General features: G+C 70.3%; 18 protein-coding genes and 4 pseudogenes. 10 read left to right on the forward strand and 12 right to left on the reverse strand.

The window, feature by feature from the left end:
- Window positions 1-20: 20 nt before the first annotated feature.
- Together ACNAVT_RS12985 and ACNAVT_RS12990 are read left to right on the forward strand one after the other, a co-directional pair.
- Window positions 21-824 (forward strand): LysR family transcriptional regulator, encoded by an 804-nt coding sequence (locus ACNAVT_RS12985; protein ID WP_416295941.1) that lies wholly within the window; start codon window positions 21-23, stop codon window positions 822-824.
- Window positions 825-1,201: 377 nt separating this feature from the next.
- Window positions 1,202-2,587 carry an FAD-dependent oxidoreductase gene (locus ACNAVT_RS12990; protein ID WP_416295943.1) on the forward strand — a complete coding sequence of 462 codons (1,386 nt, stop codon included), beginning with the start codon at window positions 1,202-1,204 and terminating at the stop codon, window positions 2,585-2,587.
- A gap of 42 nt (window positions 2,588-2,629) precedes the next feature.
- Here the strand turns inward: ACNAVT_RS12990 and helR are convergent, their stop codons facing one another.
- Entirely contained in the window at window positions 2,630-4,777 is a 2,148-nt protein-coding gene (helR, locus tag ACNAVT_RS12995; protein WP_416296035.1) for an RNA polymerase recycling motor ATPase HelR, read from the reverse strand.
- A gap of 755 nt (window positions 4,778-5,532) precedes the next feature.
- Between helR and ACNAVT_RS13000 the strand changes: the two genes are divergently transcribed.
- Window positions 5,533-7,704 (forward strand): BTAD domain-containing putative transcriptional regulator, encoded by a 2,172-nt coding sequence (locus ACNAVT_RS13000; RefSeq protein WP_416295945.1) that lies wholly within the window; start codon window positions 5,533-5,535, stop codon window positions 7,702-7,704.
- A gap of 158 nt (window positions 7,705-7,862) precedes the next feature.
- Window positions 7,863-8,384: a hypothetical protein gene (locus ACNAVT_RS13005; RefSeq protein WP_416295947.1), complete on the forward strand. Its 522-nt coding sequence runs from the start codon at window positions 7,863-7,865 to the stop codon at window positions 8,382-8,384.
- A 294-nt stretch (window positions 8,385-8,678) separates the two neighbouring features.
- On the opposite strand, the pseudogene ACNAVT_RS13010 reads toward ACNAVT_RS13005, so the two are convergent.
- The 5 genes and pseudogenes from ACNAVT_RS13010 to ACNAVT_RS13030 all read right to left on the reverse strand — a co-directional run.
- Window positions 8,679-8,759: pseudogene (locus tag ACNAVT_RS13010) on the reverse strand (SAM-dependent methyltransferase); the annotation flags it as partial.
- Window positions 8,760-9,580: pseudogene (locus tag ACNAVT_RS13015) on the reverse strand (IS5 family transposase).
- 66 nt (window positions 9,581-9,646) lie between these two features.
- A pseudogene (locus ACNAVT_RS13020) lies at window positions 9,647-9,859 on the reverse strand (SAM-dependent methyltransferase); the annotation flags it as partial.
- Between the two features lie 43 nt (window positions 9,860-9,902).
- Complete coding sequence (locus ACNAVT_RS13025; RefSeq protein WP_416295949.1) at window positions 9,903-11,138, reverse strand: hypothetical protein; 1,236 nt, start codon at window positions 11,136-11,138, stop codon at window positions 9,903-9,905.
- Window positions 11,139-11,270: 132 nt separating this feature from the next.
- The gene (locus ACNAVT_RS13030; protein WP_416295951.1) at window positions 11,271-11,717 is read right to left on the reverse strand and encodes a MarR family winged helix-turn-helix transcriptional regulator; all 447 of its coding nucleotides are present in this window, start codon (window positions 11,715-11,717) and stop codon (window positions 11,271-11,273) included.
- 64 nt (window positions 11,718-11,781) lie between these two features.
- On the opposite strand from ACNAVT_RS13030, the gene ACNAVT_RS13035 reads away from it, so the two are divergent.
- Both ACNAVT_RS13035 and ACNAVT_RS13040 read left to right on the forward strand, forming a co-directional pair.
- The gene (locus tag ACNAVT_RS13035; protein ID WP_416295953.1) at window positions 11,782-12,228 is read left to right on the forward strand and encodes a MarR family winged helix-turn-helix transcriptional regulator; all 447 of its coding nucleotides are present in this window, start codon (window positions 11,782-11,784) and stop codon (window positions 12,226-12,228) included.
- A gap of 60 nt (window positions 12,229-12,288) precedes the next feature.
- Window positions 12,289-13,056 (forward strand): class I SAM-dependent methyltransferase, encoded by a 768-nt coding sequence (locus tag ACNAVT_RS13040; protein ID WP_416295955.1) that lies wholly within the window; start codon window positions 12,289-12,291, stop codon window positions 13,054-13,056.
- Window positions 13,057-13,150: 94 nt separating this feature from the next.
- On the opposite strand, the gene ACNAVT_RS13045 is transcribed toward ACNAVT_RS13040, so the two are convergent.
- The 3 genes and pseudogenes from ACNAVT_RS13045 to ACNAVT_RS13055 form a co-directional block, all read right to left on the reverse strand.
- A complete protein-coding gene (locus ACNAVT_RS13045; protein WP_416296037.1) occupies window positions 13,151-14,977 on the reverse strand; it encodes an AMP-dependent synthetase/ligase in 1,827 nt (608 codons plus the stop codon).
- 115 nt (window positions 14,978-15,092) lie between these two features.
- Window positions 15,093-15,353, reverse strand: a complete 261-nt coding sequence (locus ACNAVT_RS13050) for a hypothetical protein (RefSeq protein ID WP_416295957.1) — start codon at window positions 15,351-15,353, stop codon at window positions 15,093-15,095.
- 93 nt (window positions 15,354-15,446) lie between these two features.
- Window positions 15,447-16,732: pseudogene (locus ACNAVT_RS13055) on the reverse strand (erythromycin esterase family protein).
- A gap of 181 nt (window positions 16,733-16,913) precedes the next feature.
- Between ACNAVT_RS13055 and ACNAVT_RS13060 the strand changes: the two are divergent.
- The 4 genes from ACNAVT_RS13060 to ACNAVT_RS13075 all read left to right on the forward strand — a co-directional run bounded on the left by ACNAVT_RS13060 (window position 16,914) and on the right by ACNAVT_RS13075 (window position 19,528).
- Window positions 16,914-17,375 carry an SRPBCC family protein gene (locus ACNAVT_RS13060; RefSeq protein ID WP_416295959.1) on the forward strand — a complete coding sequence of 154 codons (462 nt, stop codon included), beginning with the start codon at window positions 16,914-16,916 and terminating at the stop codon, window positions 17,373-17,375.
- On the forward strand, window positions 17,372-17,722 hold the full coding sequence (locus ACNAVT_RS13065) for an ArsR/SmtB family transcription factor (RefSeq protein ID WP_416295961.1): 351 nt from the start codon (window positions 17,372-17,374) through the stop codon (window positions 17,720-17,722). The genes ACNAVT_RS13060 and ACNAVT_RS13065 overlap by 4 nt, the downstream gene beginning before the upstream one ends.
- Before the next feature lie 32 nt (window positions 17,723-17,754).
- Window positions 17,755-18,198: an SRPBCC family protein gene (locus ACNAVT_RS13070; RefSeq protein WP_416295963.1), complete on the forward strand. Its 444-nt coding sequence runs from the start codon at window positions 17,755-17,757 to the stop codon at window positions 18,196-18,198.
- A 112-nt stretch (window positions 18,199-18,310) separates the two neighbouring features.
- Window positions 18,311-19,528 (forward strand): low temperature requirement protein A, encoded by a 1,218-nt coding sequence (locus ACNAVT_RS13075; RefSeq protein ID WP_416295965.1) that lies wholly within the window; start codon window positions 18,311-18,313, stop codon window positions 19,526-19,528.
- A gap of 69 nt (window positions 19,529-19,597) precedes the next feature.
- Here ACNAVT_RS13075 and ACNAVT_RS13080 read toward each other — a convergent pair whose 3' ends face one another.
- The 3 genes from ACNAVT_RS13080 to ACNAVT_RS13090 form a co-directional block, all read right to left on the reverse strand.
- Window positions 19,598-21,001 carry an FAD-binding oxidoreductase gene (locus ACNAVT_RS13080; protein WP_416295967.1) on the reverse strand — a complete coding sequence of 468 codons (1,404 nt, stop codon included), beginning with the start codon at window positions 20,999-21,001 and terminating at the stop codon, window positions 19,598-19,600.
- Between the two features lie 169 nt (window positions 21,002-21,170).
- Window positions 21,171-24,647, reverse strand: a complete 3,477-nt coding sequence (locus tag ACNAVT_RS13085; RefSeq protein WP_416295969.1) for a BTAD domain-containing putative transcriptional regulator — start codon at window positions 24,645-24,647, stop codon at window positions 21,171-21,173.
- A 13-nt stretch (window positions 24,648-24,660) separates the two neighbouring features.
- Window positions 24,661-25,149 (reverse strand): GNAT family N-acetyltransferase, encoded by a 489-nt coding sequence (locus ACNAVT_RS13090; protein ID WP_416295970.1) that lies wholly within the window; start codon window positions 25,147-25,149, stop codon window positions 24,661-24,663.
- Window positions 25,150-25,193: the final 44 nt, after the last annotated feature.

The raw sequence follows: 25,193 nt of genomic DNA on the forward strand, positions 1-25,193 counted from the left end.
CCTTTGAGCACTAAAGCTCATTGCGGCGGCAGCAGCTTGCAACCCTCGAGCGGCACCTGGGCGTCCGGCTGTTCGACCGGCTTTCGTCCGGGGCCGTGCTGACCGACGCCGGCGCCCGGCTCCTGTCGTACGCCACCCAGCTGCTCGATCTGGAGGGCCGCCTTGCGTCCGAGGTGCCCGCCCGAGACGGCCGACCCGCTGGGCGGGTGCGGCTCATCGCTCCTGAGTCGCTGTGTGCCTACCGACTCCCCGCTGTGCTCGGTGAGCTGCGGCTCCTCGCACCCCAGCTCCGGCTGTCCCTCGCGCCAGGGGGCACCGCGCAGGCGCTCCAATCCGTACGTGCGGGGACCGCTGAAGCGGCCCTGCTGCTCGAACCGGAAATGGCCGTCGCGGACGTACGTCTGGAGCCCCTCGGCACCGAGGAACTCACCATGGTCGCCGGGCCAGACCTCGACCTGCCGACCGGCGCAGTCACCTGGGCGCAGCTGGCCGAGCACGACGTACTCCTGCTCGAGGACGGCTGCTGCTACAGCGACCATGTTGCTCGCAGCTTGTTCGCCGTCGGCCAACCGGAGTTCCACCGTGTCCGATTCGCCAGCATTGAAGCCATCAAGCGGTGTGTCGCGGCCGGGCTCGGATGGGCTGTGCTACCTACCGTCACCGCCGCGGCTGAGCTGCAGGCCGGCACGCTCGTCGCCGTCGCCGGGCCACTCCCACCCACGCCGGCCGTCCACCTCGCCACGCACCCCGACCGGACACCCAGCGCCGGCGCCATGATCGTCCTCGACCAGCTCCACACGCTGTGGAATCCGGGCTCACGGTAGTACCCCGGCCCGACAGCCGACGGTCGAGGTGTACGGCACTGACGGGTCGTGGCCGCTCGTCGCTCGCCGCAGTGGTTCGCGCCTTTCCGCAGTACCCGATCGGCTAGGTCGATCCGTCATCCTTTCGGTGAGCCGATAGCCGGCGGAAGTTGACTGGTAGGCGACTGAGATATCGGTCACGGTGTTGATCGACGGGTTTGCAGATGCGCCTTGAACAGGGGTTATGCCCGTCGGAAACAGGCCGACCGACAGATCGAAAATGGGCGGATCCGCTGAGGGGTAATTCACTGTCGGCTAGCCGTCCGCCAATTCCCTTTCCCTGCCGCTTTGCCGTGCCGCTGACTTGACGACATCCATTTGATGAAACGGAGTCAACCGTGTCCACCACCAATGAGACCGGGCAGGCGATCGTCCTCGGCGGCAGCATCGGCGGCCTGCTCGCCGCGCGGGTGTTGAGCGAGTCCTATGCGAAGGTCACCGTCTTCGACCGGGACGAGCTGCCGGCGGCGCCCGCCGATCGCAAGGGCGTGCCGCAGAGCGGGCACACGCACGGGCTGCTTGCCCGGGGCCGCCAGATCCTCGAGGTGCTCTTCCCCGGCCTGACCGCTGACCTGACCGCCCAGGGCGCCGTCGCCGTCGACATCCAACGGGACTGCCTCTGGGTCAACGACGGCCACCTGATCCCCCGCGTCGCCTCCGGACTGGAGGGGCTCTGCGTCAGCCGGCGCGCCTTGGAGACGTACGTTCGGGACCGGGTCCGCGCCCTGCCCAACGTGGAGGTCCGCGACAGGTGCGAGGCGCTGGGGCTGTTGGCCGACGCCGACGGCGGCACGGTCACCGGCGCGCGGATCCTGCCCCAGGGCGGTCCGGAGGAGCGCCACGGCGCCGACCTGGTCGTGGACGCGACGGGGCGCGGCAACCGGGGCCCCACCTGGCTCGCTGAGCTCGGCTACCAGCCGCCGGTCGAGGACCGGGTCGACCCCCACACGGTCTACGTCTCCCGCGACTACCGCCGCACCCCGGGCGACGCCAACTTCGCCGCCTTCGTCAGCAGCCCGTCGCCGGCCGCCCCGTACGGCGGGGTGGCCATCTCAGCGGAGGGCGACCGGTGGATGGTGACGCTGCTCGGCGTCGGCCCAGGCCAGGCCCCGCCGATCGACCCCGAGGGCTATCTCGCTTTTGCCGGGCGGCTGCCCGCCCCGGAGCTGCACGCGCTGCTGAGCCGGGCGGAGCCGCTCGGCCCGCCGAGGCGGATGCGGCTGCCCACCAGCGTGCGCCGCCGCTACGAGCATCTCGCCGGCCTGCCGGAGGGCTTTGTCGCGGTCGCCGACGCGATTTGCAGCTTCAACCCGGCGTACGGGCAGGGCATGACGGTGGCCGCGGCGGAGGCGATGGTGCTGCGCGACTGCCTCCGGCAGGGCCGGCGGGAGTTGCCCGGCCGCTTCTTCGCCGGTGCGGCGAAGGTGGTGGACGTGCCGTGGGACATGGCCGTCGGCGCCGACCTGCGCTACCCGGTGGTCGTCGGGCCACGCAGCCGCCGGACCCGCTTCCTCAACGGGTACGTCACCCGGCTGCACGCCGCCGCCGTGCGGCACCCCGTCGTCGGACGGCGCTTCCTGAGCGTCGCCAACCTGATGACCCCGCCGCCGGGGCTCTTCGCGCCGGGGATCGTCGCCCGGGTGCTCTGGTCCGGCCGGCGTGCCACACCTCAGCTGGCCGACCTGGAGCCGACGCCGCGGGTCGAGGAGTTGGTCGCCGGGTGAGCCGGGTTCCGCGGGTGGACCGCCGGAGACGGAGAGCATCGGTCAGGAGCTCGTGAGGATGACGAGTTGCTGGGTCGCTCGGGTCATCGCGACATAGCGGTCGACCGCTCCTTCGATGCCTTCGCCGAATGCCTCGGGGTCGATGAGGACGACCAGGTCGAACTCGAGCCCCTTCGACAGCTCCGGGGTCAGCGACCGGACGCGGGACGTCGCCGGGAATGCCGGATCGCCGATGACGCAGGCGATCCCGTCGTCGTGCGCGGCGAGCCAGGCGTCGAGGATCGAGCCCAGATCCGAAGCAGATCCGTGTACGACGGGGACATCGCTGCTGCGGATGGAGGTCGGCACGTTGGCATCCGGGAGCGCGGCCCGGATGATCGGCTCTGCTTCCGCCATGACTTCTTTCGGCGCCCGGTAGTTGATGCTCAGGGAGGCCAGGTTGATCCGGTCGAGCCCGATCCGCTCGAGCCGTTCCTGCCACGACTCCGTGAACCCGTGCCGGGCCTGGGCGCGGTCCCCGACGATGGTGAAGCTCCGGGACGGGCAGCGGAGCAGCAACATCTGCCACTCCGCGTCGGTCAGTTCCTGAGCCTCGTCCACGACGATGTGCGCGAACGGGCCGGCGAGCACGTCCGGGTCGTGGGCGGGCGGCGGCGCGACGCCGTCGGTCAAGGCGTCCTGCAGGTCCCCTTGGTGCAGCATGGTCATCAGGCCCTCGCCGTCGTCGTACGCGGCGGAGGCGATCAGGTCGTCGACCACCAGGGCCATCTGCGCGCGCCCGGCGGAGGCGGCGGCGTGATGCCGGCGCCGGCGCTCAGCGGCCTCCGCATCGCCGAGCCGCTGCCGCGCGGCGTCCAGCAGCGGCAGGTCAGATACCGTCCACGCCTGGGCGTCCGCGCGCTGGAGCCGGCGGATGTCGTCGGTGCTGAGCCAGGGGGCACACCTGCGCAGGTAGGCGGGGACCGACCAGAGGTCTCCGACGAGGTCGGCCGCGTCGAGCAGCGGCCACGCGCGGTGGAAGACCGTGCGTAGCTCCTGGTTCCGCTCCATCGACGCGCGGAACTGGGCCTCCGGCTCGTCGCCGTCGTACTTCTCGAGCAGGATCGTGAGCAGCGCGTCCCAGATCTGCTCGCGCGCCTCGTTGTGCGGCGTGCCCGGATCTGGCGCCTCGAACGCCTCCGCCCAGTCGTCGGCGCTCAGGCGGATCTCGGACCACTCGGTCGCGACCGTCATCCCCTTCGCGGGCGGCTCCTCGTAGAACCGTACGGCCGCCTCGATCGCCTTGACCATGTCGGCGGACGACTTCAGCGCGGCCACCTCAGGGTCGGGCTCGATCTTGGCTGCGGCGCCCTCGGGGACGAGGTCCCGCAGCGTGCAGGTCTGCACGTCCTCCTCGCCGAGGCTGGGGAGGACGTCGGCGACGTAGGCCAGGTAGGGCTGGTGCGGACCGACGAACAGCACGCCGCCTCGGCGGTGACCGAGGCGAGGGTCGGAGTAGAGGAGGTACGCGGTGCGGTGCAGAGCGACGACGGTCTTGCCCGTGCCCGGACCGCCGTCGACGACGAGAGCGCCACCGGATCCCGCACGGATGATGGCGTCCTGGTCGGCCTGGATGGTGCCGAGCACGTCCCGCATCCGGGCCGACCGGTTGCCGCCCAGGCTGGCGATGAAGGCGGACTGGTCGTCGAGCGCGGCGTGCCCGACAATCCCGTCCGGGGTGTACACCTCGTCCCAGTAGTCGGTGACCCGGCTGCGGGTCCAGCGGTACCTGCGGCGGCTCGCCAGACCCATCGGGTTGGCATGGGTCGCGCCGAAGAACGGCTCGGCCGCGGGAGAGCGCCAGTCGACCAGCAGCCGACGACCCGCGCCGTCGGTGAGGCCAAGTCGCCCGATGTACACGGGCTCGGGGTCGTCCGCGCTGACCATGCGGCCCAGGCACAGGTCCAGGCTGAAGCGGCGCAGGGCACGCAGGCGAGCGGTGAGCCGGCGGACAGCCTGGTCCCGGTCCAACGCCTGCCGACCCTTGCCGCCGGGAGCCTTGCGCTCGGCATCGAGGCGGTCGGACAGGTCAGCGATCGACTGCTCGAGGCTCTCCGCGATGGCCGCGAAATGCTGCTCGTCGCGGGCGATCAGCGCCGGGTCGGCCTTGGGAGAGAGGTGGTCGGGAAGATCAAAGGCGCTGGTAGGCAGGGTGTTCACGTCATCAGCTCCGATCTGGGGCGCACCGCGAATCCCGCCAACGGTTCGACGTCCCCGCGCGACCCGTACGTCGACAACACACGCAACTCGCGGCTCCCACTTCTTCACGTTCTGGCTCCGGCCGGCGATTCTGCGGCACGACCCGGGTCTTGCCGCAAGGCCCCCAGTGCGCTATATGTTGAGAGTGGCAGGGAGGGTCCTCCCTTTTTCTTTGTCGGCCACCGTTGATGGACACTCTCCTCGCGAAGCGGCAGCGCGCCGCGTACGGCGGCGCCGTCGGCGCAGGAGGATCTCCCATCGGCCTGCGGATGCAGCCGCGGAGCGAGAAGTTCTTCAGCCTCTTTCCGCAAGGAGTTCGTCGCTGTGCCGCACGAGCGTTGGGCGGAGGCCTCGCGATCCTGACCGACGCGCGATCGACGTGCTCGCCGAACTCGGCATGCGCGGCCGCCGCAAACCGAGCGGACCTGGCTGTCGCGATCACGACATTGCTCCGGGCGTTCGCCGGCCAGAATCCCGAGGCGCAGCGATCCGGCGCGTAACCAGGAACATCAGGTCGGGGCGATCTGGCGTCTTCATGGCGGGGATCGCCCGACAGCCGCAGGCGTGGAGTGCGATTGGCACGATGAACAATCCACGGTGATTGCACGAACCCCAGCGCAAGCCGAAAAGGCGCCCAATGAAGACCGGACATGCGTACGCCAGAATTGCCAGAGTGGGACGAGGATGCCCGAGCGGGTGGTCCTGACATGCTCGGGGTTCTCATCCCGATCGAGGCGGCCGTCCGGGACGGGCGCTACGACGATGCGCTACGCCAACTCGCGGCCGTGCCCGCGGACGTGCCGTTGCCGGCGGCGCTGTCCTGGCGCCTCGGCGTACTGCTGCACCAGCGGGGGCGGTTCGACGCGGCCGAATCCTGTTTCCAACGCGCGGACCTCGACGTTGCGGACCAGCATCGGGCGTCGGCGCTGGCGGACCAGGCCCAGGTGCTCGCCGGCTGGGCCGCGACCCGCTGGGCGAAAGGCGACCAGGTGCGGACCCGGCAACTCGCCGACAAGGCCGTCCGCGCCGCGGAGCAGAGCGGGGACGACTCCGCCGTGGCGGCGGCGTACGTGGCGCAGGCGCTGGCCGCGTTCAGCGACGGCGACCGGGCCGACAACGAGCACGCGTACGCCCAGGCGCTGGCGGCCGCCGAACGAGCCGGTGACTTCAGCCAGCAACTCCGGATCCGGTGCAACGTCGGCTCACGGCTCGTGGAGGAAGGACGCTACCGACCGGCCGTCGAAGAACTTGATGAGGCGGTCCGGCTCGGCGAGCTGCTCGGGCACCAGACGCTGCTCGCGTTGGCGCGGCACAACCGGGCGGAGGCCTGGCTGGGGCTGGGCGAGTTGCGCCGCGCGCGTAGCGACGCGGACGAGGCCCTGACCGTGTGGCAGCGGGCCGGCTCGCCGCTGGCGGCCTTCGGGCTGGCGCTGACCGCCCGGGTGCACCGGGTGCGCGGAGCGGTCGGCCAGGCGGTGGCCGCCTACCAGGCGGCGCTGGCGATGGGCGAGCCGGATGGCAACTCCCAGGTGCTGGTCGAGGCGTGCGCGGGTCTCGCGCGGATCAGCTACGCCGACAATCCGGTGGCGGCAGCCCGGTACGCCGAGCGCGCCCTGTCCATGCCCAGCGCCGCCGGGCCCACCGTTGCCGCACTGGCCGCGGGCTGGGTCGCCCTCTGTTCCGGTGATCCACAGACCGCTCTCCGGTACGGCGACCAGGTCCGATCGGAGGCCGGCCGCCGTCGTGACGCCGCCAGCCTGGCCGAGGCCATGGAGCTCACCGCGCTCGCCGCCCACCGGGCCAGCCCTGACTCGACATCCACGCGGGCAGGTCGCCGTTCCCTCGCCAGCCTGGTCGAGGCAGCGACCATCTGGGCTGAACTCGACAACGAGTTCGCGCTGGCCGCCAACGCCCTCCTGCAAGCGCGCCTCTCCGGCGATCGAGTGACGGAGGAGATCGCGTACGAACGGCTGAATCAACTCGGCGTGCAGGAAGGCGCGTGGCATGTCGCCGGGCCGTTGGCGGCGATCGGATCGGCGCCCGTCCCCGAGGTCGAGGTGCAAACCCTGGGCCAGTTCACCGTACGGCTGGCCGGGGTGTCCGTGCCGGTGGGCACCTGGCAGTCCCGCAAGGCGCGCGACCTGCTCAAGATGGTGGTCGGGCAGCTCGGGAGGCCGGTCGCCCGCGAAGCCCTGGCCACCGCACTGTGGCCGGAGGCCCGGACCGAGGTGGCGCTGCGCCGCCTGTCGGTCCTGATCTCGACCGTCCGCGGCGTACTCGATCCGAGTCGGCAGCATCCGGCCGACCGCTACCTCGCCACCGACCCGGCCACCGTACGGATCAACCCGGCGCACGTCGCGGTGGACGCGCAGCGCTTCTACCAGGCGGCCCGTGCGGCCATCGCGGCCGACGGCACGAGCACGACGAAGGCCCAGCAGAGCGGCAGCCCGAACCCGGGGAGGGCCGCGGCCGGCGGTGGCGACGTTCCCGCCGATGGTGAGCTACGGCTTCTGCGCCGCTTGGAGGCGGTGGTGGCCATGTACACCGGTGACTTCTGCGACGACGGTGAAGTCGCTGGAGACTTGGTGCAGCGACCCCGTGCCCTCCTGGCTGATCTTCACCGCGAGGCGATCCACCAGCTGTCGAGGCGGTGCCTGCAACTGGGTCGCGCGGAGGCGGCGATCGGCTGGTACCTGCGGCTGACTGTCGAGGACAGCTACGACGAGCCGGCCCACCTAGGCCTGGTCAGCGCGTTGTCGATCGCTGGGCGGCACGGGGAGGCCAGCCGCCGCTACCAGGAGTACGTCGCGCGGATGCGCGAGATAGACGTCGATCCCGCCGCCTTCCCGCACCCGGAGCGGATCCGGCCGCCCGCCTGAACAATTTCTGAACGCCTCCCGAAACCGGCCGACCAGACTGCTCAAGTGGACGGACAAGGGCTCCGCTGCCGGCAACAGGGCCGCCGGTACGTGCTGCGGAGTTCGCAACGCCGGACGCATGCGAGGCGGTCAGCTCGCTCACGTCAGAGGAGAGATCGATGACACGGATTCGGGGTGGCGCCACCGCACTGGCGCTCGGGCTCCTGTTGACCGGCTGCGGTGGTGGGCCCAGCGCCCCGGCGCCGGCCGCGGGCGGCGCCAGCTCGGCAGGCGCCGGAGGTGCGACGACCCAGGCAGACGACGCGGGTGCGACCAGCCAGGCCAAGCCCGATGGCGGCGGTCGCTGGTGCGAGGCGGTGAAGGCGTTCGCTGACTCCGTGGACCCCTTGTTCGAAAAGGACGCAGCCGACGCGAAGGCCGATGTGGATCGCGCGAAAGCCCGGCTGAAGGACCTGAAGGCTGCCGCGCCGGCCGAGATCAAAACCCAGGTGGCGGACCTCAGCGAGTTCTACGCCGCCGTCATCAACACCTCGGGCAAGAGCATGGCCGGAGACCCCGCGGCCTACGCACGCGTGGGAAAGACCATCGAGAAGGTGAAGACGGCGATGCCGCCGGTGTCGGAGTACACCGTGAAGCACTGCCCCGGCCTCGACAAGCAGCTACCGGTGGGGGAGGGGTGACCGGGCGGGTGGATATCAGCCGGTGACTGATCGTGGCGCCGGCCACGATGCTGCTGCTCGCGTCGTCGGCGTGCGGACGGATATCGGGCCGGCGTAGGGACCACGTCGATGCGGGAACGCGCCACCGAGCTGGGCGGTCAGTGCATGATCGAGCCTCGGAGGCCCACCCGGACACCAACAGGCCGTTCCCGTCCCGACCGGCCACCGCGTACGGGTGGATCACACCGAGATCCACCCCGGCCACCCCGCCGCGAACCACGCATCGGAGAACCGGCGCAACACCGACCGGGCGTCGACGTGGGCCTCGATACCCTTGGCCCGGCAGTGCTCGACCATCACCGGCGAGAGGTCAGCCGCGACGATGGCTAAGAGTTCCTAACAAAGTCGTACGACGTGCCGGTACGTGATGATGCAGGTAGCGAGGCCGAGGAAGGCTTCATGCATGTCATCACGGCGTTCCCACCGGATGCGCAGCCGTCGCATGCCGTGGTACCAGGCGATCGTCCGCTCGATGACCCACCGGAACGCACCGAGACCGCGGCCGTGGGGTTGGCCACGGCGGGCGATACGCGCTCGGATGCCCTTGCCGCGTACCGCCTTGCGGTACTTGTCGTGGTCGTAGGCGCGGTCGGCGAAGAGCTGGTCGGGGCGCTGGCGGGGCCGGCCGCGCCGATTGCGTACGGGCGGGATCTTGTCGATCAGCGGGAGCAGTTCGGTGACGTCGTGGCGGTTGCCGCCGGTCAGCGACACCGCGAGTGGGATGCCGGCGCCCTCGGTCAGGACGTGATGCTTCGAGCCCGGGCGGGCGCGGTCGACCGGGCTCGGGCCGCTTTTGGGCCACGTCGGGCGGCCCTCACATGCGAGGAGTCGATCACGGCGCGGGACCAGTCCAGCTTGCCGGCTGCCTGCAGTTCGGCCAGCAGCAGCTCGTGCAGCCGCTGCCACACCCCGGCCCGGTTCCATTCCTCCAGGCGCCGCCAGCAGGTCATCCCGGACCCAAACCCCAGCTCCTGGGGCAGGAACTCCCACTGAATGCCCGTGTGCAGCACGAACAAGATCCCGCACAGCACCTGCCGGTCCGGGATCCGCTTGCGCCCCGGGTACCGCGGGTTGCGCTCAGGTTTGGGCAGCAACGGCTCGATGCGCTGCCACAGCCCATCCGGCACGACCCACGGCGGCTGCTCACCACGCCTCACGGCCCGACATCGTAGATCAACCTCTACAAGGGACGACAGCCCCCGAGATCATTTTGTTAGGAACTCTAAGCCCTCCTGTTGGAAGTAGGCGCTGTGTTGCCCGGTGCCGGCGCCGATCTCCAGCAGCCGCGCGCCGGGCGCCAGCCGGTCACGGAACGCCTGCCGTTCCGTCAGCTTCCACGGCTCCTTGATGAGCCCGTCACGCCAGGCCGCCCGCGCGTCGTACGCCTCACGCAGCGGGCCGAGCACCTCGTCGTATCGCACGGCCATGTCGATCATTATCTACCGGGCGCGGGGATGCCGCGAAGGGCTACGGCACGAACTATTGGTCGAGTAGTGCCCCGATTTCCTTCCGCAGCGGCCACGACTCGTCGTTCATGCACTCGGCCAAACAGGCCAGCCCGAAGGCAAGTGGCCAGGATGCGGCGTGCCGGGCATCGTCCGGCAGGATGTCCAGCGGCCGTCCAGGGTCCCACTGGGCCAGGGGTGCGAGGTTGACCGCCATGACCTCGTCGACGTAGGGACGTTCGACCCGTCGGATCGCCCGATCGAGCGCTTGATCGCTGGTCAACTTGAGCAGGGTGACCGCGCAGAACTCCGGCATCGCGCCCCGACTGATCCACCGACCATGTCCCACGACACGGCTCTCGCCGACTTCGCCCGGCTTCAGATTGCACTCCTCCTGCAGCTCCCGCACAGCCCCGTTGACGATGATCTCCTCCACCGTCAGCCGGCTGTGGTCCCGGGGCACGTCCCGTGGCTCGAGCGCGCCAGAGCCGGACGGGGCGATGAGGCCGGGACTGCCGACGTTGTCCTTGGTCTGGGCGACAAGTAGAAGTTGGCCGTCGGTGGTGAAAGCCAGCGTTGAGACACCGACGGTGTTCGCGAGCCGGCTGCGCTTGAACGTTCTCAGCCGGCCGTGCCGGTCGAGGATGAGGTCTCGACCGCGAAGAGTTGGCATCCGGCGTCCCGCCTCCCAGACATCAAAGGGGGCCAGCAGGTTGCTGCCGTAGAAGTCGAAATAGCGGGCCCTTCGCAGCATCACGGTCGCCTCGTCCTCCTCGGTCGGAAGGTCCGTGGCGAGGCCGAGCACCGGGCCGTTGTGCATGGCTGCCGTCCTGGCTCGGCGGGCGAGGAAGTCGAATGACCAGCTCTTCAGCTCGCGGGGGAGCAGGTAGTCGGAGCCGTCAACTTCGGCTCGGATCGGGCCTTTTCGCAGCCGAGTGTTCTCTCGTGCCATGAGGACGCCGATGTCGTGTGCGCTTTCCACTATGGGGCCGAGGTCCGCCGACTGGCTGGTCACGTCGCGGTATGTATCGCTGTCGCGTGACTGAAACCGCACCATCCTGGCGCGACGCCGATTGGCCCGGACGTCCATTGCAGACACGAGGCAGCCCGCTACCGCTGCGGCCACACTGATGGGTCTCGGCAGATCCCTCAGCGCGGTGGCGGCTCCGAACAGGGTCAGGCTGACGCCAGCAGTGGTGAGCCGATACCGCCATAGGCTTCGGCGCCACATGGTCATCGTCGTCCTGACTTTCCTCGCCGTTCCCAGCATCCGCGCCCTCCCCGGTGCCCGCGTGGTGTCGGCAGCAGAAGGGTAACGTCCGGACGAAGGCGCCATGCAGGGCCGAGTGATCACCGGCCCTTGGGCCCCTTACCCGCTGACCTGTCTCGGGCTCGCTCGTCGTCACCGGTCATGACGCTCGAACTGGAGCAGACGCATGAGCGTCCGGCGCAGGTGTTCGATGTCGTCGCGACCCACGACGGCGGCCCAGTCCTCCTCGACCCGGTGACCGGCGCTGCGCGAGGCTGGCCAGAGCGCGCGGCCCTTGTCGGTGAGGAAGATCAGGCTGGCGCGTCCGTCGTTGGGGTCGGGGCGTCGCGTCACGTACCCGGAGGCGACCAACAGCTCGACGGACTGCGCCATCGACTGTTTGCGTACCTTGGCCGACCGGGCCAACTCGCCGATCTGGATCCCCTCTGGGGGGACGAAGGGGATGACGTTGGCGTGCGCCGGGGTGATGCCCTCGATTCCGTTCGCCTGCAACGCCGCATCCATGTCGGTGCCCCATTGCTGGGCGGCCAGCCGGAGCAGCAGACCGACGAGCGGTGCGGAAGTATCTCGTGCCGACACGATTGACAGGCTCCTGTCGTTTTCCTATGTTGGACAGGTACCTGTCTAGCATGGGAGGGACGTCGTGGCGCAAGCAACCAAGCTGCCCTTCGGCACTGCACTCGCGCTCGCCCAGCGCACGCTGGCAGCTCCTCTTGCGGCGGTTCTCAGCAACGAAAACCTCGGTATGCAGGAGTGGTTCACGCTCAACGGACTCGGGCTACGTGGCTCGATCCGCATGGAAGTTCTCGCGGGCCTGCTCGCCACCAACGGGTTGGACGCCTCGGCCGCCCGGGACCACGTCGCCGCCATGGAGGACGCCGGGCTCGTCGAGGTGCGCGCCGGCGCGGTATCGCTGACCCAGGCGGGCGCCGCCAGGTACGCGAGCCTGAGGGACAGGATCGGCCAGGTCAATACTCGCATCTTTGAACAGTTCGGTGCAGAACGGGTGGAGATCGCGCGCAGCCTGCTGCATGAGATCGCCGAGATCGACCCGGAAGAGCTCACGCGTCGGGCCGTGTGGGCCAGCTGATCACCGTCGCCGCGCGAAAGCCCGCGCATGGACGGCGCGGATCGTGTGAGGATGCCCGGCATGTCTGGTCGCGCGCTGAGCTTCGGAGTGGTGGCGGAAGCCTATGAGCGGTTCCGACTCGGGTATCCCGTGGAGCTCTTCGACATGGTGATGACGTACGCGGGCCGGCCGGTTCGGACGGCCCTCGAGATTGGCGCTGGGACAGGCAAAGCAACCCGTCTGTTCGCTCAACAAGGGATCACGGCCACCGCGACCGAGCCTGACGGGGCCATGCTCGCGGAGCTGCGTAAGCACGTGCCAGCCAACGTCAAGACCGTGCAGGCCGCGTTCGAGGACTTGCGACCGGGCGAGAGCTACGGGCTGGTCTTTGCGGCAGCCGCGCTGCATTGGACGAACCCGGAGGGGCGGTGGTCGCGCGTGGCCGCGCTGCTGGAGCCGGGTGGCGTGTTCGCCTCGTTCGGCGGACCAGTCCGGCTGGCTGACCCGACGGTGGAGGCAGCGGTGCGCGCGGCCCGGGCGCCGTTCTTGGAGAGTGACGAGATTCCGTCTCCAGATGGGACGCCTCCGGGACATGACATGCAGTGGCCGGGTACGGAGCTCCAACGATCTGAGTGGTTCGCCGATGTTCAGCAGTCCGTGATCGAGCGGCGGTTGACGATGAGTGCACGCGACTACGTCGGCCATCTGTCGACCATCTCGGCTTATCTCGAATTGCCGACCTCGAAGCAGGAGCAGGTATACAGCCGGATCATGCAGGTCCTACCTGAGACGGTCGAGCTTGCCGCCGACATCATCGTCCATCTCGCGCGTCGACGCTGCGAGCAGTAGTGCCCGGACAATCAGTTGCCCGCCGGCGGATGCGCGCGTGCCGCGGGGGATGCCCGCCCGGTCGATGCTGCTGGGGCAGGTGGTTGCCGTGCGGTCAATGGCCGCGGTAGAGAGCGTCGATGTCGGCGGCACGATGCCGCTCCACCACCTCGCGTCTGATCTTCAAGGTGGGCGTGAGCTCACCGTTGTCCTCGGTGAAGTCGTCGGGCAGGATCCGGAAGGTCTTGATCGCCTCCGCGTGGGAGACATGCCGGTTCGCCTCGTCGATCGCGGTCTGGATCTCGCCGCGCAGGGCGGGATCTTCGCGCAACTCCGATACTGAGGCGCGTGGATGGCCGTGCGCGTCGCGCCACCGGGACCACGCCTGCCGGTCGATGGTGACCAGGGCGGCGACGTACGGCTTGCCGTTGCCGGCCAGCATGGACTGGCTGACCAGCGGGTGTGCGCGGACCTGGTCTTCGATGGGGGCGGGAGCGATGTTCTTTCCCTCCGCGGTCACCATGATCTCCTTTGTGCGTCCGGTGATGCGCAGATAGCCGTCGTCGTCGAGGCTGCCGACGTCGCCGGTGCGGAACCAGCCGTCGGCGGTGAACGTCTCGCTGGTCGCGGCCGGGTTGTTCCAGTAGCCCCTGAACACGACGTCGCTGCGGACGAGGATCTCCCCGTCGTCGGCGACCGCCAGCTCCACGCCGGGCAGCGGCCGGCCGACGGTGCCGATCCGCATCGCCGAGGGCCGGTTCACCGCCAGCGCCGGGGACGTTTCCGTCAACCCGTACCCCTCCAGGGTCGTGAGGCCGGCGCCACGGAAGAAGTGCCCGAGTCGTTCACCGAGGGGAGCCCCGCCGATGACGGCGAGGCGGCAGCGGCCGCCGAACGCGGCCCGCAGCTTGCGGTAGACCAGCGGGTCGAGGAGACGTCGCAGCAGCCGGAGGTCCCTCCCGGGGCCGGACGGCGTGTCGAGCGCCTGGCTGTAGCGCACCGCCACCCGGTCCGCGATGTCGAACAGCCACCCCTGGTGCTGGTCGGCGGCTTTGTGCCGCGCCTCGTTGTACGCCTTCTCGAACACCCGCGGCACCGCGAGGAGGAACGTCGGCCGGTACCGGCGCAGCTGCTTCAGCGCGCCGCGCCCGCCGGGGCTGTGTACGGTCGTCGCCCGGGTCTGCACCATCGCCACCTGGATCAGCCTGGCGAAGGCGTGCGCCAGCGGCAGGAAGAGGACCGTCGACGCCGTCTGGTTGAACAGCTCCGGTAGCGCGGCGACTGCGTTGCCGGCGTCGAGGTGAATGTTCCGGTGCGTCAGCAAGCAACCCTTGGGTCGACCCGTGGTCCCGCTGGTGTAGACGATCGTGGCCGGGTCCGCGCCCGACACCGCGGCACGCCGGCGTTCGACGGCCTCGTCGTCCACGGCCCGGCCCTGCTCAGCCAGCTGGATCAGGTCGCCGGAGTCGATCTGCCACACCTGGCGCAGCTCCGGCAGCCCTCCGCGTACGCCGGGCAGCAGCGCGGCGTGGTCGGCCGTCTCCACCACACAGGCAACCGCGCCCGAGTCGGCGAGGATCCAGGCCAGCTGCTCGGCGCTCGACGTGTCGTACACCGGAACGGTCACCGCGCCGATCGCCCACACCGCGTAGTCGACCAGGGTCCACTCGTATCGGGTGCGGCTCATCAGTCCCACCCGGCTCCCCGGCGCCACGCCCGCCGCGACCAGCCCGCGCGCCACGGCCAGCACGTCGTCGCGGAACTGTCGGCAGGTCACCACGGATGGGTCACCGGACGGGTGCGGCCACGACCGGGCGTCCGGGTCCGGGCGCCGGAACTGCACCGCGTCCGGGTCCCGCCGCGCGTTGTCCCACACCACGTCGGCCAGCCCGACCGACTCACCGCCGGTGATCTTCGGCTCTACCCTGACGTCGCGCTGCATCACGCCCCTCGGCTCTCCATCACCTCTGCTCGCGCCAGCCGCATACGGGTGGCGCCGGAGGCAGTCCTCCGGCGCGACCCGGACGCGGTCGGCAGCGGGTCGGGACCCGACGCCCCTACCGGCTCTTCTTGAGCTGGTCGCAGAGCTTCTCGGGATCACGCACGAACTCCATCCCCTTGTCGCGGATCCGGGAGAAGTCGTCGATCATGTGCTGCACCTCGCCGGGTGTGAACCGTCGGTCCTCGTCGCCTGACTTCTTCAGCCAGCCGATCACGTCGTCGTAGCCCTTCCAGTCCCGCTTGCCCATCAGGCGTTCGATGTCGGTGACGTCGTAGTCCTTCTGCATCGCCTGGCTGGACGGGTCGTGGATCTTCATTACCTGCTCCTCCCCGGGTGATGGTGGTCTGTCGCGCGATTGCCCGAGGCGTCCGGCGGCAAACGAACCGCGACATGATCCGTAGCGCCGCCGTCAGACGCCGGACGGATACGTCTCGGCTTCGGCCAGGCTGGTGGGCCGCACGCGCAGCGGCCGGACCGCCTGGGTCTCGTCGATCCAGCAGAAGGCGTCGTAGCGGTCGCCGAGCACCGTCGGTACGTAGTTGCCGAAGCTCTCCCGCTCGGGGTGGTAGACGACTCCGATCGCCCGGTGGTCGAGCTCGTCGGTGAGCACGTCGGGCTTGCCGTCGCGCGGGAAGACGAACAGGGTCTGCGCCGGCGCGGCGCCGTGCAGGGCCTCCTCCAGGGAGTGCCGGCGGCCCGGTGGCACCGGCATCACCTCCATCGGCGCGCCCCAGGCGTCACCGGCGACCACCGTGCCGTGGTGGGTGCCGAAGCCGACCAGCACGACCTGGTCCGGGCCGTACCGCTCCCGGGCGAGCTGGCCGATGTTGACCTCTCCGGCGTCGGTCATGTCGGTGGCGCGGGCGTCCCCGACGTGGGTGTTGTGCGCCCAGACGACCGCCTTCGATCCCGGTCCGTAGTGCCGCAGCAGCCGGTCGAGGGTGTCGTCCATGTGCCGGTCGCGGACGTTCCACGACTCCCGACCACCGCGCGCCATCGTCCGGTAGTAGCGCTCGGCCCGGCGACGATCTCGGCGTTCTGCCAGGCCCCGAAGCGACCCGCGTCGCCGGCCACGGCCCGCTCCCGCAGCCCGACGAGCAGGTCCACCACCTCGTTCTCGCAGTTGTTCGGCACGAACCGGGTCGCCAGCGCGTACTGCTGCGGGTCCTCGTCGTACGGCTGGAAGCAGCGGTACGCGGCCAGCGCCGTCGGCACCTGCTCCGGGTCGTGCTCCTGCAGCCAGGTGATGATCTCGCGCAGCGACTCCCACAGCGAGTACACGTCCAGGCCGTGGAACCCGGCGCGGTCCGGCTCGTCCACCCCCGCGTTGCGGGTACGCAGCCAGCGGGTGAAGTCGATGACCTCCTCGTTGGCCCACATCCAGGTCGGCCAGCGCTCGAAGGTGGCGAGCGCGTTCCGTGGGTCGCCGGGCGCGCCGGCCTGGCAGTGGACGCTGCGGTCCACCCGGTCGCAGTCGGGCCAGTCGCCCTCCACGGCGACGAACGAGAAGCCCTTCTCCTCGATCAGCCGCCGGCTGATCGCCGCGCGCCAGGTGTAGAACTCGTGCGTGCCGTGGGTCGCCTCGCCGAGCATCACCACCCGGGCGTCTCCGATCCGATCCAGCAGGACGTCCAGGTCACCCGGGTCGGCCAGCGACGCTGCCAGCCCGGTCACCTCGTCGTCGTAGCGTCCCATGGTCACCCCCGCCGCCTCAGGTCCCGACCCGTGGTCAGGGCGCTGGCATACCCGACCCGGCATCGGCCATGCGAGCCACCGGGCCCCCGGGCCTTCGGCGAAGCGCAACTTATGGTTGCGCGAGGCTGGTTTTGCGGATACTGTCATGCGCAACCAAACGTTGCAGGAGGCAGGAGGCGTCATGGAGTTCGGCACCATCGAGCGCGAGATCTACGTCGAGGCGTCGCCCGAGATCGTCTTCGAGGTGGTGAGCAGCCCCGAGCACCTCAAGCAGTGGTGGCCGGACGACGCCCGGTACGACCCGACGCCCGGGTCGGCGGGGGAGATCGTCTTCGGCGACCCCGACGCCGGCGGGGCGGTGGTGCCGTTCACCGTCGTCGACGCGCGACCGCCGTGGACGTTCGCGTTCCGGTGGACGCACCTGGCCGGCGAGGTCGCGGCGGAGGGCAATTCGCTGCTGGTCACCTTCGAGCTGACCCCGTCGGGCCGTGGGACGTTGCTCAAGATGACCGAGACCGGCTTCCGTGAGATGGGCTGGGAGGTCGCCACCCTGGAACAGCAGTACCGGGAGCACCTCACCGGCTGGGACTTCTATCTGCCGCGGCTGGCGCCGTACATCACGACGCTGCGGGTGCGGCCATGAGCACCGAGGTGGCCGAGAAGGTCGACGACGACCTCTGGTCGGCGATCGGGGATCCGACCCGGCGCCGGATGCTCGACCTGTTGCTCATCGAGGGCGACGGCACCGCGACCACGCTGAGTCAGCAGATGCCGGTCACCCGTCAGGCGGTGGCCAAGCACCTCGGCGTCCTTGACCGGGTCGGCCTGGTCCGGGCGACGCCAGCCGGCCGGGAGAAGCGGTACCGGGTGGACGATGCCCAGTTGGCCCGCGCGGTGGCCCAGCTGGCCTCGGTCGGGTCGGCGTGGGATGCCCGGCTGCAACGGATCAAGCGGATCGCCGAGGCGATTCAGCGCACCCAACAGGGTTGACAACGAGACTGACGAGATCAAGGAGAGCCGAGATGGTGGACATCCTGCACCGGGTCGGGGTCAAGACCCCGACGCCGGAGAAGGTGTACGACGCGCTGACGACCGTCGAGGGCCTCGCCGGCTGGTGGACCGACGACACAAAGGGCAGTGGCGAGGTCGGCGGCATCCTCGAGTTCCGGTTTCCGCCCGGTGGCTTCGACATGGAGGTCGTCGAGCTGCGGCGGTCCGAGCGGGTGGCGTGGCGGGTGGTCGACGGCCCCGAGGAGTGGATCGGCACCACGATCGACTGGGACCTCCGCCAGGACGGCGACTACACGATCGTGCTGTTCAAGCACCAGGGCTGGAAGGAGCCGGTGGAGTTCATGCACCACTGCAGCACCAAGTGGGGATCGTTCCTGATGAGCCTGAAGTCCCTGGTGGAGAGCGGCGAGGGTGCACCGGCGCCGCGGGATGTGCAGATCAGCGACTGGCACTGATCCGGCTGCCAGTTCACGGCGCAGGCTGCCGGGCATTTGCCGGTTGTGGCCGCGCCCTTCCAACAGGTGCGCTAAGACTGCATGAGCGGCGTACACCGCGGACGGGTGGACCATGTGGCCGGAAGATCCGAGCAGCCTGCTGCACAAGGGCGAGGCGACACGACGGGCGTCGTTCCTGGAACTGTTCTTCGATCTGGTGTTCGTCTTCGCGCTGACGCGGGTGGTGGACCGGGCGGTGGAGGACCTTACCGGCAGGGCCGCCATACACCAGCCCGAGGCGGTCTTCGCTGGCGCCGCCAAGACCGCGTTCCTGCTGCTCGTCCTCTGGGCGGTCTGGCAGTCGACCGCGTGGACCACCAGCCGCTACGATCCCTACCAGCCGGTCGTGCAGCTCATCGTGCTGGTGACGCTGGTGGCCAGCATGGTGATGGGGGTGGCGGCGCCCCGCGCTTTCAGCACCAATGCGGATTCGTTCGTGGCCGGTTACCTGATCGCCCAGCTCAGCAGACCACTGCTGCTCGCGATCGCGCTTCGGGGCCACGAGCGGCAGCGGCTCGAGCTGAGAATGCTGATCACGCACTTGGCGATGGCGAGCTTGTGGATCCTTGGCGTTTTCTTCGCGTGGGCGGGAACCCGGTTGATCTTCTGGCTGCCGGCCCTGGGTATCGAGTATGTGGCCTACCGGTCCGGCTGGCCGGTTCCCGGCCTTGGGCGTTCGGTCCCCGGCAAGTGGTCCATCGCGGGTGAGCACCTGGCCGAGCGCTACCAGCAGTTCTTCCTCGTGGCCCTGGGCGAGGCGGTCCTGGTCACCGGCTTGACCTATGCAAACGGTGAGCGGAGTCGGGCGTCGGCAGTCGCCTTCGCGGTCACCATCGTGGTGTCGGTACTGATTTGGCGGATCTACTTCTACCGGGCCGGCCAGATCCTCGCTGAGGCGGTCCGGCAGAGCCGTCGGCCGGCCCGCATCGGCTCGTCCGCGGCCGATTCACACCTGTTCATAACATCCGGTGTGATCATCAGCGCGATCGGCTTCGAACTGGTGATCGCTCATCCCACCGGGCACACTCCGGTTACCTGGCTCGCGGTGATCCTCGGCGGACCGGCGCTCTACATGGTGGGCCGCTCCCGGTTCGAACGCGAGGTGTTCAACCGGGTCTCCCCGTCCCGCCTGGTCGCCATCGGGCTGCTGCTCGTGCTCGTGCCCGCACTGCTCTGGGCACCGCCGTTAGGCGCGCTGGCCGCGGCCGGACTCGTGCTGACCGGGGTTGCGCTCGCCGACGCGCGACGGGCGCGGGGCAAGCCACCCGAGGCGCCAGCGCCACCGATGTGAACCGAACGGCACCCACCCCGACCTGCGGCCCTCCATCTTCGCAGGTCAGAGTGGGTGCCGCCGCCGGCCTCACACAGCCGCACCCGACGGCAGCGAATGCACGCCGCTTCGTTGCCCCGCTCCGAACATCCCGGCCGGGTCGTACCTCTCCTTGATCTCGCTGAGCCGTTCGGCGTCCGCCCCGGACCAGAGACCGTAAGGCCCGGCGGTGGCCTCCAAGGATCCCTGGAAGTTGGCCAGGGCGACATCGGGCGCGGCGAACGGCTCGAGGGCGTCGAGGACGCTGCGCACGACGGCCGGCACGACCTGCTCGAGACCGGGCAGCAGCGGTCCGATTCCCAGCAGCGAGAAGGCCCCACCGCGGCCGCTCACGGCGTTGGGCACCGCCGCTGGCCGCGCCAGGGCGCCGCCGAGGAGCCGCAGCTCCACCATCGCGAGCGGCACCTCCACGTGCGGTCCGGCCACCGCGATCAGCGCGTCCACCGCCTCGGCGGGCAGATGCCGCAACACGATGCCGGCCGGGTGCATTGGCATCGGATCGGTGGGGTCGGAGTGGATGGCATCGACGGCGGTGTAGGGCATCTCTGCCACGGCGTCGATCAGCGCCGGTGCCGCCGCTCGCATCGGAGCCAGCATGCGCTCACCCTCCTCGACGCTGCCCAGGTGCGCTATCCGCAGATGGACCACGAACCGCCCGCGTAGCGGCGCGGGCAGTTGCGGAAGGTCGGGCAGGCGGAGCAGGGCGATGGACGTCGTCGTCTGCTCGGACAGCGCCGGGGCCCAGGTCCGGAACGCGTGCAGCACGTCCGCCGTGGCGCTCGCCGGGTAGAAGATGCCGCCGCCGTACAGGCTGCGCACCGGAACCAGATCGAACTCGATCGCGGTCACGACGCCGAAGCCGATCCGGCCCGCTCCACGCAGTGCCCAGAACAGGTCCGGCTCGTTGTCCGCGTCGGCCGTCCGAACGACTCCATCCGCGGTCACCAGCTCGATCGACCGGACGTGGTCGGCGGCGAAGCCGTAGCCACGGGCCAGGACAGGGACACCGCCGCCGAGGGTGTAACCGACCACGCCCACCCCGGAGGATGACCCGTTGAGCGGGGCCAGGCCGTGCTCGGCTGCCGCGTCGATCACGCGCTGCCACCGTACGCCGGCACCCACTCTGGCCCGCCGGGCGACCGGGTCGATCCGAACCTCGTCAAGTCGCCGCGTGGTGATCAACATACCGCCGTCAATGGCCGTCAGCTGGCCGTGACCGGTCGACTGGACGGCGACCGCCAGGCCCTGCTCAACGGCCCAGCTGACCGCCGCGGCCACGTCGCCGGCGTTCGTGGCTCCCACCACGACGTCCGGTCGGTGGACGATGGCCAGGTCGAACCCGGCGATCTCAGCGGTGAAACCGTCGTCGCCGGTCCGCAGCACGGGTCCACGGACCCGCCCGGCCAAGGCGACGGTGTCGACTAACGTACGCACCGTTGGCTCCTCATGGGCAGGGCGCCCATGGGCTGGGCGCCGGATGACCTGACGGTGTCAGCCGGTGCTTGGGGCGGATTTGGCCCCCGCATGGACCGGCGTTCAAGTGGGGTCCAAGCGACCCGGCGGCCCACGGGATCCGGACGTGGCCTGGCCGATGCGGCCGCGATCAGGCAGCGATTCGCGCCGCTTGGTCGAGGCTCGCCTCGATGAGGTGTGCCACGCCCAGCCGCCGATGTGCGGCGAGCGCGGCGCGCGCGTGCGCACCTGCCTGCTCGGGTCGGTTTAGCCGGTGCGCGAGCTCGGCGAGCGCGTAGTGGTTCGAGCCCCACGTGGCGCCGCCGGAGCCGACGCCGACGAACCGGTCGGCGAACGGGGAGAGGATCTCGTAGAGGCGAGCCGGGTCCGGTGCGCCGAGCCGAGCGGCGATCAGAGCCCATTGGTACGTCACGATGTCCCATGACCAGTCGCGGCGGATCGTCCAGCCCCATGTGTCCAGCAGCTTCCCGGCGAGCGCCTCGTCGCCCGATTCGCAGGCCGCCAGGACCGCGGTGGGGCGCAGCAGTTCCAGCTCCGGCTCGTCGGCCCGGATGACCAGTTCATCGAGCAGCTCGCCGGGCCGGCCCTGCCAGCGGCGGCCGGTGTAGAGCAGCACGAGTCTCATCCATTGCCCGCCCCAGATGTTCGTCCGCTGCTGCTCGGTGAAGGCGTCCTCGACCAACCGCTCGGCCCCGGCCCAACGCCCATCGAGGATGGCCCGCCCCGCGGTGGCGTAGCTGACGTAGGCAGCCAGCTCGGGCACGCGGATCTCCGTCAACAGGTGCTGGCACCGCGCCAGGTCGATGTCGTACGCGCCGAGGTCGCCCCGGGACATCAACAGGATCATGCGGTGCAGCCGGGCCACGATCTCCACCCGCCAAGGCAGGGGACCAAGGGCAAGCATCTCGTTCACCGCGGCCAGCCGTTGGTCGTGGCGGTCCGGGATCCAGGCGGCGGCTACCAGGTAGTTGTTGAGGGTACGCGCCCGTAGTTCCGCGTCACCGTACCGGTTAGCGAGCTCGACCGCCTCCTCGGCGAACCGTTCCCCCTCGTTGCGTCGTTCGCCGTAGAACAGCTCCACGCCGAGCGTGCCGAGCAGCATGGCACGACGTAGGTGGTCGGCCGGGTCGAGTCGGCCGACCTGGTCCTCCAGGATCGCCACCATGCGCTCGTCCACCTGCCCGTAGGGCCGCCAGTTCCAGAGCGTCACGCCGCCGAAGACGGTAGCCGCGTCGATCACCAACGAGTCGTCGCCGAGCCGGGCGCCGAGCGCGACCGCCTCGTCCAGCGCGGCGCGTGCGCTCACGACATCGCCGGCGAGCCGTCTGGCCTTACCCAGCTGCACCATCAGCTCGCAGCGACGCTTTGCCGCGTCCGCGGTCGTGGGGTCGAGCGCGGACAGGGCGATGGTGAGGAACTCCACCGCCTCGTCGTAGGCGAGCTGAGCCTCGGCCAGCTCGGCGGCGCGCCGCGCGTAGCTGACCGCCTTCGCCGCGGCCCCGATCCGGGCGGCGGCGGCGAAGTGGTGGGCGAGTAGCCCGGTCGTGACCGGATCACCGGCCCGGTGCAGGCTCTCGAGCGCCTCGCCGATACGCCGATGGACGCGCGCCCGCTGCAAGCGGCTCAGTTCCGCGTAGAGGGCGTCGCGGACCAGGGAGTGGGCGAACCGGTAGTTCCAGCCGTCGGGCGACTCGACCAGCAGGCCGCTCGCGACGGCCGGTTCGAGCAGGCTGAGCACCCGTTCGTAGTCCAGAGCCGCGGCGCTCTCCAGCAGCACCGTGTCGACGTCGCGTCCGATGACGGCGGCAGCGCGCAGGAGGGCCTGGGTTTCTTCGGGCATCCGGGCGATCCGCCGCCCGATGACGTCGCGCACGCTCTCGGGCACCGTGGACTCCGCGACCGCCTCCCGGCTACTCCAGCCACCGGGGTGCTCGCTGGCCAGCAGTCGCAGCAGCTCCCTGAGATAGAACGGGTTTCCGCCGGTCCGCTCGTGCAGCGCGGCGACGACGACGGGGTCGGGCTCCGCCCCACCCACTCGCAGGTAGTCGCGCACGTCGGTTGCCGAGAACGGCTGCAGCGTCACCCGCTCCACGCCCCGCTCGTTCGCCAGGGCTCCGAGCGTCTCGCGCAACGGCTGGGCATGGTCGCCCGGCTCTGCCCGCATGGTGGCGAGGACCAGAATCGGCAGCCGACTCAGGGTGCCGCCGAGATGGGTCAGCAGCCGCAGCGAGGCGGCGTCCGCGCTGTGCACGTCGTCGACGACCAGCAGCACGGGCTGCCGCTGCGCTACCGTGCGCAGCAGCCCAGCCACGGCCTCATAGAGGTGAAACCGTGCCGCGTCCGGATCCCCCGCCGGCTGCCGCGACTCCGCGACCCCGGTCAGCGCGGCGAGAAGGCGCTCCGAATCGGGGCTCGGCGGCACCGCGTGCAACAGCTGGATCCATGGCCAGAATGCGGGGGTGTTGCTCCCCTCCACACAACGACTCCAGGCGACCACCATCCCCACCGCCGTTGCTCGCTCGACCACGCGTTCGGTGAGAAAGGTCTTGCCGACTCCGGCTCCGCCGGCGACGAAGAGCAGTCCGCCGCGGCCCCGGGTCGCCGCCGTGAGGCGGTCGCCGATCAACTCGAGCTGCGGACCGCGGCCCACCATCTTCGCCGTCGCCGCCGGGCCAACCGCACGCATACCGCCCAGGTCGTCAGCCGGCTGCGCCCCGGCGTCTCTGGGGTCCGGAGCCGACTGGGCGTCCAGCACGGAGGGTGGGGCGGGGACCGTTGAGGGCGCGGCCGGGCGAGGGGTAGGCGCCAGCTCGGCATCCTGACGCAGGATCGCCCGCTCGAGCGCCTGTAGCTGTGGGCCCGGCGGCAGGCCCAGCTGCTCATCCAGGATCGCGCGTGCCTCACGGAACGCCTCGAGTGCCTCGGCCTGCCGGCCGTCCCGGTACAGCGCCAACATGAGCTGGGCCCACGACCGCTCTCGGAACGGGTCCTGCCGCAGCACCACCCGGGCCTGTGCGGCTGCCTGCGCATTGCGGGCCAGGCCGAGTTGGGCTTCGATGAGGTCCTCGGTGGCATCCCGGCGCAGCGCGGTCAGCCGGGTGATCACCGGCATCGCAAAAGCCTCGTCCGCGAACTCGAGCAGCGGCTCGCCGCGCCACTGTTCCAACGCGATGGTGAGCAGCCGTTCCGCCTCCGCCGGCAGGTCCGCAGCAAGCGCGGCTCGGCCGGCCTCGACCTGCGTCTCGAACCTTACGGCGTCCACCTGGTCCGGCCGCACCGCGAGCAGATAGCCCGGTTCCCGGGTGAGCAGCACGGTGGGCGCGGTCCGCGGTGAACGGTGTGGCTCGAGGACGCGCCGCAGCTGCGAGATGTACGCCTGCAGCGTGCCGGTGGCGCTCGACGGCGCCTCATCCGACCACAGACCCGCGATGATGCCATCCAGCGATACGACCCGTCCCGCCTCCAGCGTCAGCAACGCCAGCACGGCGCGTTGCTTGCGAGTGCCGAGGTGCAGCTCCGCACCGTCAGGGCCGGTGACCGTCAGCGGGCCGAGGACGCGGAAGTCCAGCTCCGCCGCCCGGGGTGCGGCAAGCTCAGGCACGCCCATCCCGCCTCCCCTCTCAGAGCTCGCGCACCCACCACGCGGCCTCGGGGTCATCCTCGCTGGCGCGGAGGCCCGCTGGGAACTCGCCGATCGGGTCTGCCGTACAGACCACAAACCCGGTGCCAGCGAGGAGCGCGTGCACCGCCGGGTGCTTGTCGCTGGCCCGTATCCACAGGCGCTGTGCCCCCTCTGCCTGCAGGGCCCTTGAGAGCTCGGCGAGCAGCCGCCGACCCAGTCCGCGCCGGCGGAACGGTAGCGAAACCGCAAACCGGGCGATCCATGCCGCCGGCTCGATCAGCTGGTGATGGACGACGCACGCGGCAAGCGGTGCCATCGAGGTGTCGCTGGAGACGTCGGAGAGGGTGGCAACGCGGAAGTCGCCCGCTGTGGGCGCTACTGCCGCAGGCAGGCACTCATCCAACATCCGCAGCGCGGCGGCAGCCCGCTCCGGTCCTACCATGCGCAGCAGCAGTGTGCTCGGGGTGGGGACCTCATACTGTGCCATCACGGAACGGTGCCATCGGCGACTTGGACGCTACTAGGACCTGC

The sequence above is a fragment of the Micromonospora sp. SL4-19 genome (genome assembly GCF_047921475.1).
Classification (GTDB): Bacteria; Actinomycetota; Actinomycetes; order Mycobacteriales; family Micromonosporaceae; genus Micromonospora.

Excerpts from the sequence above, each read along its gene's own strand:
- ACNAVT_RS13000 (WP_416295945.1), top strand. The coding sequence starts at position 5,533 with ATGCTCGGGGTTCTCATCCCGATCGAGGCGGCCGTCCGGGACGGGCGC.
- ACNAVT_RS13005 (WP_416295947.1), top strand. The coding sequence starts at position 7,863 with ATGACACGGATTCGGGGTGGCGCCACCGCACTGGCGCTCGGGCTCCTG.
- ACNAVT_RS13025 (WP_416295949.1), bottom strand. The coding sequence starts at position 11,138 with ATGCTGGGAACGGCGAGGAAAGTCAGGACGACGATGACCATGTGGCGC.
- ACNAVT_RS13040 (WP_416295955.1), top strand. The coding sequence starts at position 12,289 with ATGTCTGGTCGCGCGCTGAGCTTCGGAGTGGTGGCGGAAGCCTATGAG.
- ACNAVT_RS13045 (WP_416296037.1), bottom strand. The coding sequence starts at position 14,977 with ATGCAGCGCGACGTCAGGGTAGAGCCGAAGATCACCGGCGGTGAGTCG.
- ACNAVT_RS13050 (WP_416295957.1), bottom strand. The coding sequence starts at position 15,353 with ATGAAGATCCACGACCCGTCCAGCCAGGCGATGCAGAAGGACTACGAC.
- ACNAVT_RS13060 (WP_416295959.1), top strand. The coding sequence starts at position 16,914 with ATGGAGTTCGGCACCATCGAGCGCGAGATCTACGTCGAGGCGTCGCCC.
- ACNAVT_RS13065 (WP_416295961.1), top strand. The coding sequence starts at position 17,372 with ATGAGCACCGAGGTGGCCGAGAAGGTCGACGACGACCTCTGGTCGGCG.
- ACNAVT_RS13070 (WP_416295963.1), top strand. The coding sequence starts at position 17,755 with ATGGTGGACATCCTGCACCGGGTCGGGGTCAAGACCCCGACGCCGGAG.
- ACNAVT_RS13075 (WP_416295965.1), top strand. The coding sequence starts at position 18,311 with ATGTGGCCGGAAGATCCGAGCAGCCTGCTGCACAAGGGCGAGGCGACA.
- ACNAVT_RS13085 (WP_416295969.1), bottom strand. The coding sequence starts at position 24,647 with ATGGGCGTGCCTGAGCTTGCCGCACCCCGGGCGGCGGAGCTGGACTTC.
- ACNAVT_RS13090 (WP_416295970.1), bottom strand. The coding sequence starts at position 25,149 with ATGGCACAGTATGAGGTCCCCACCCCGAGCACACTGCTGCTGCGCATG.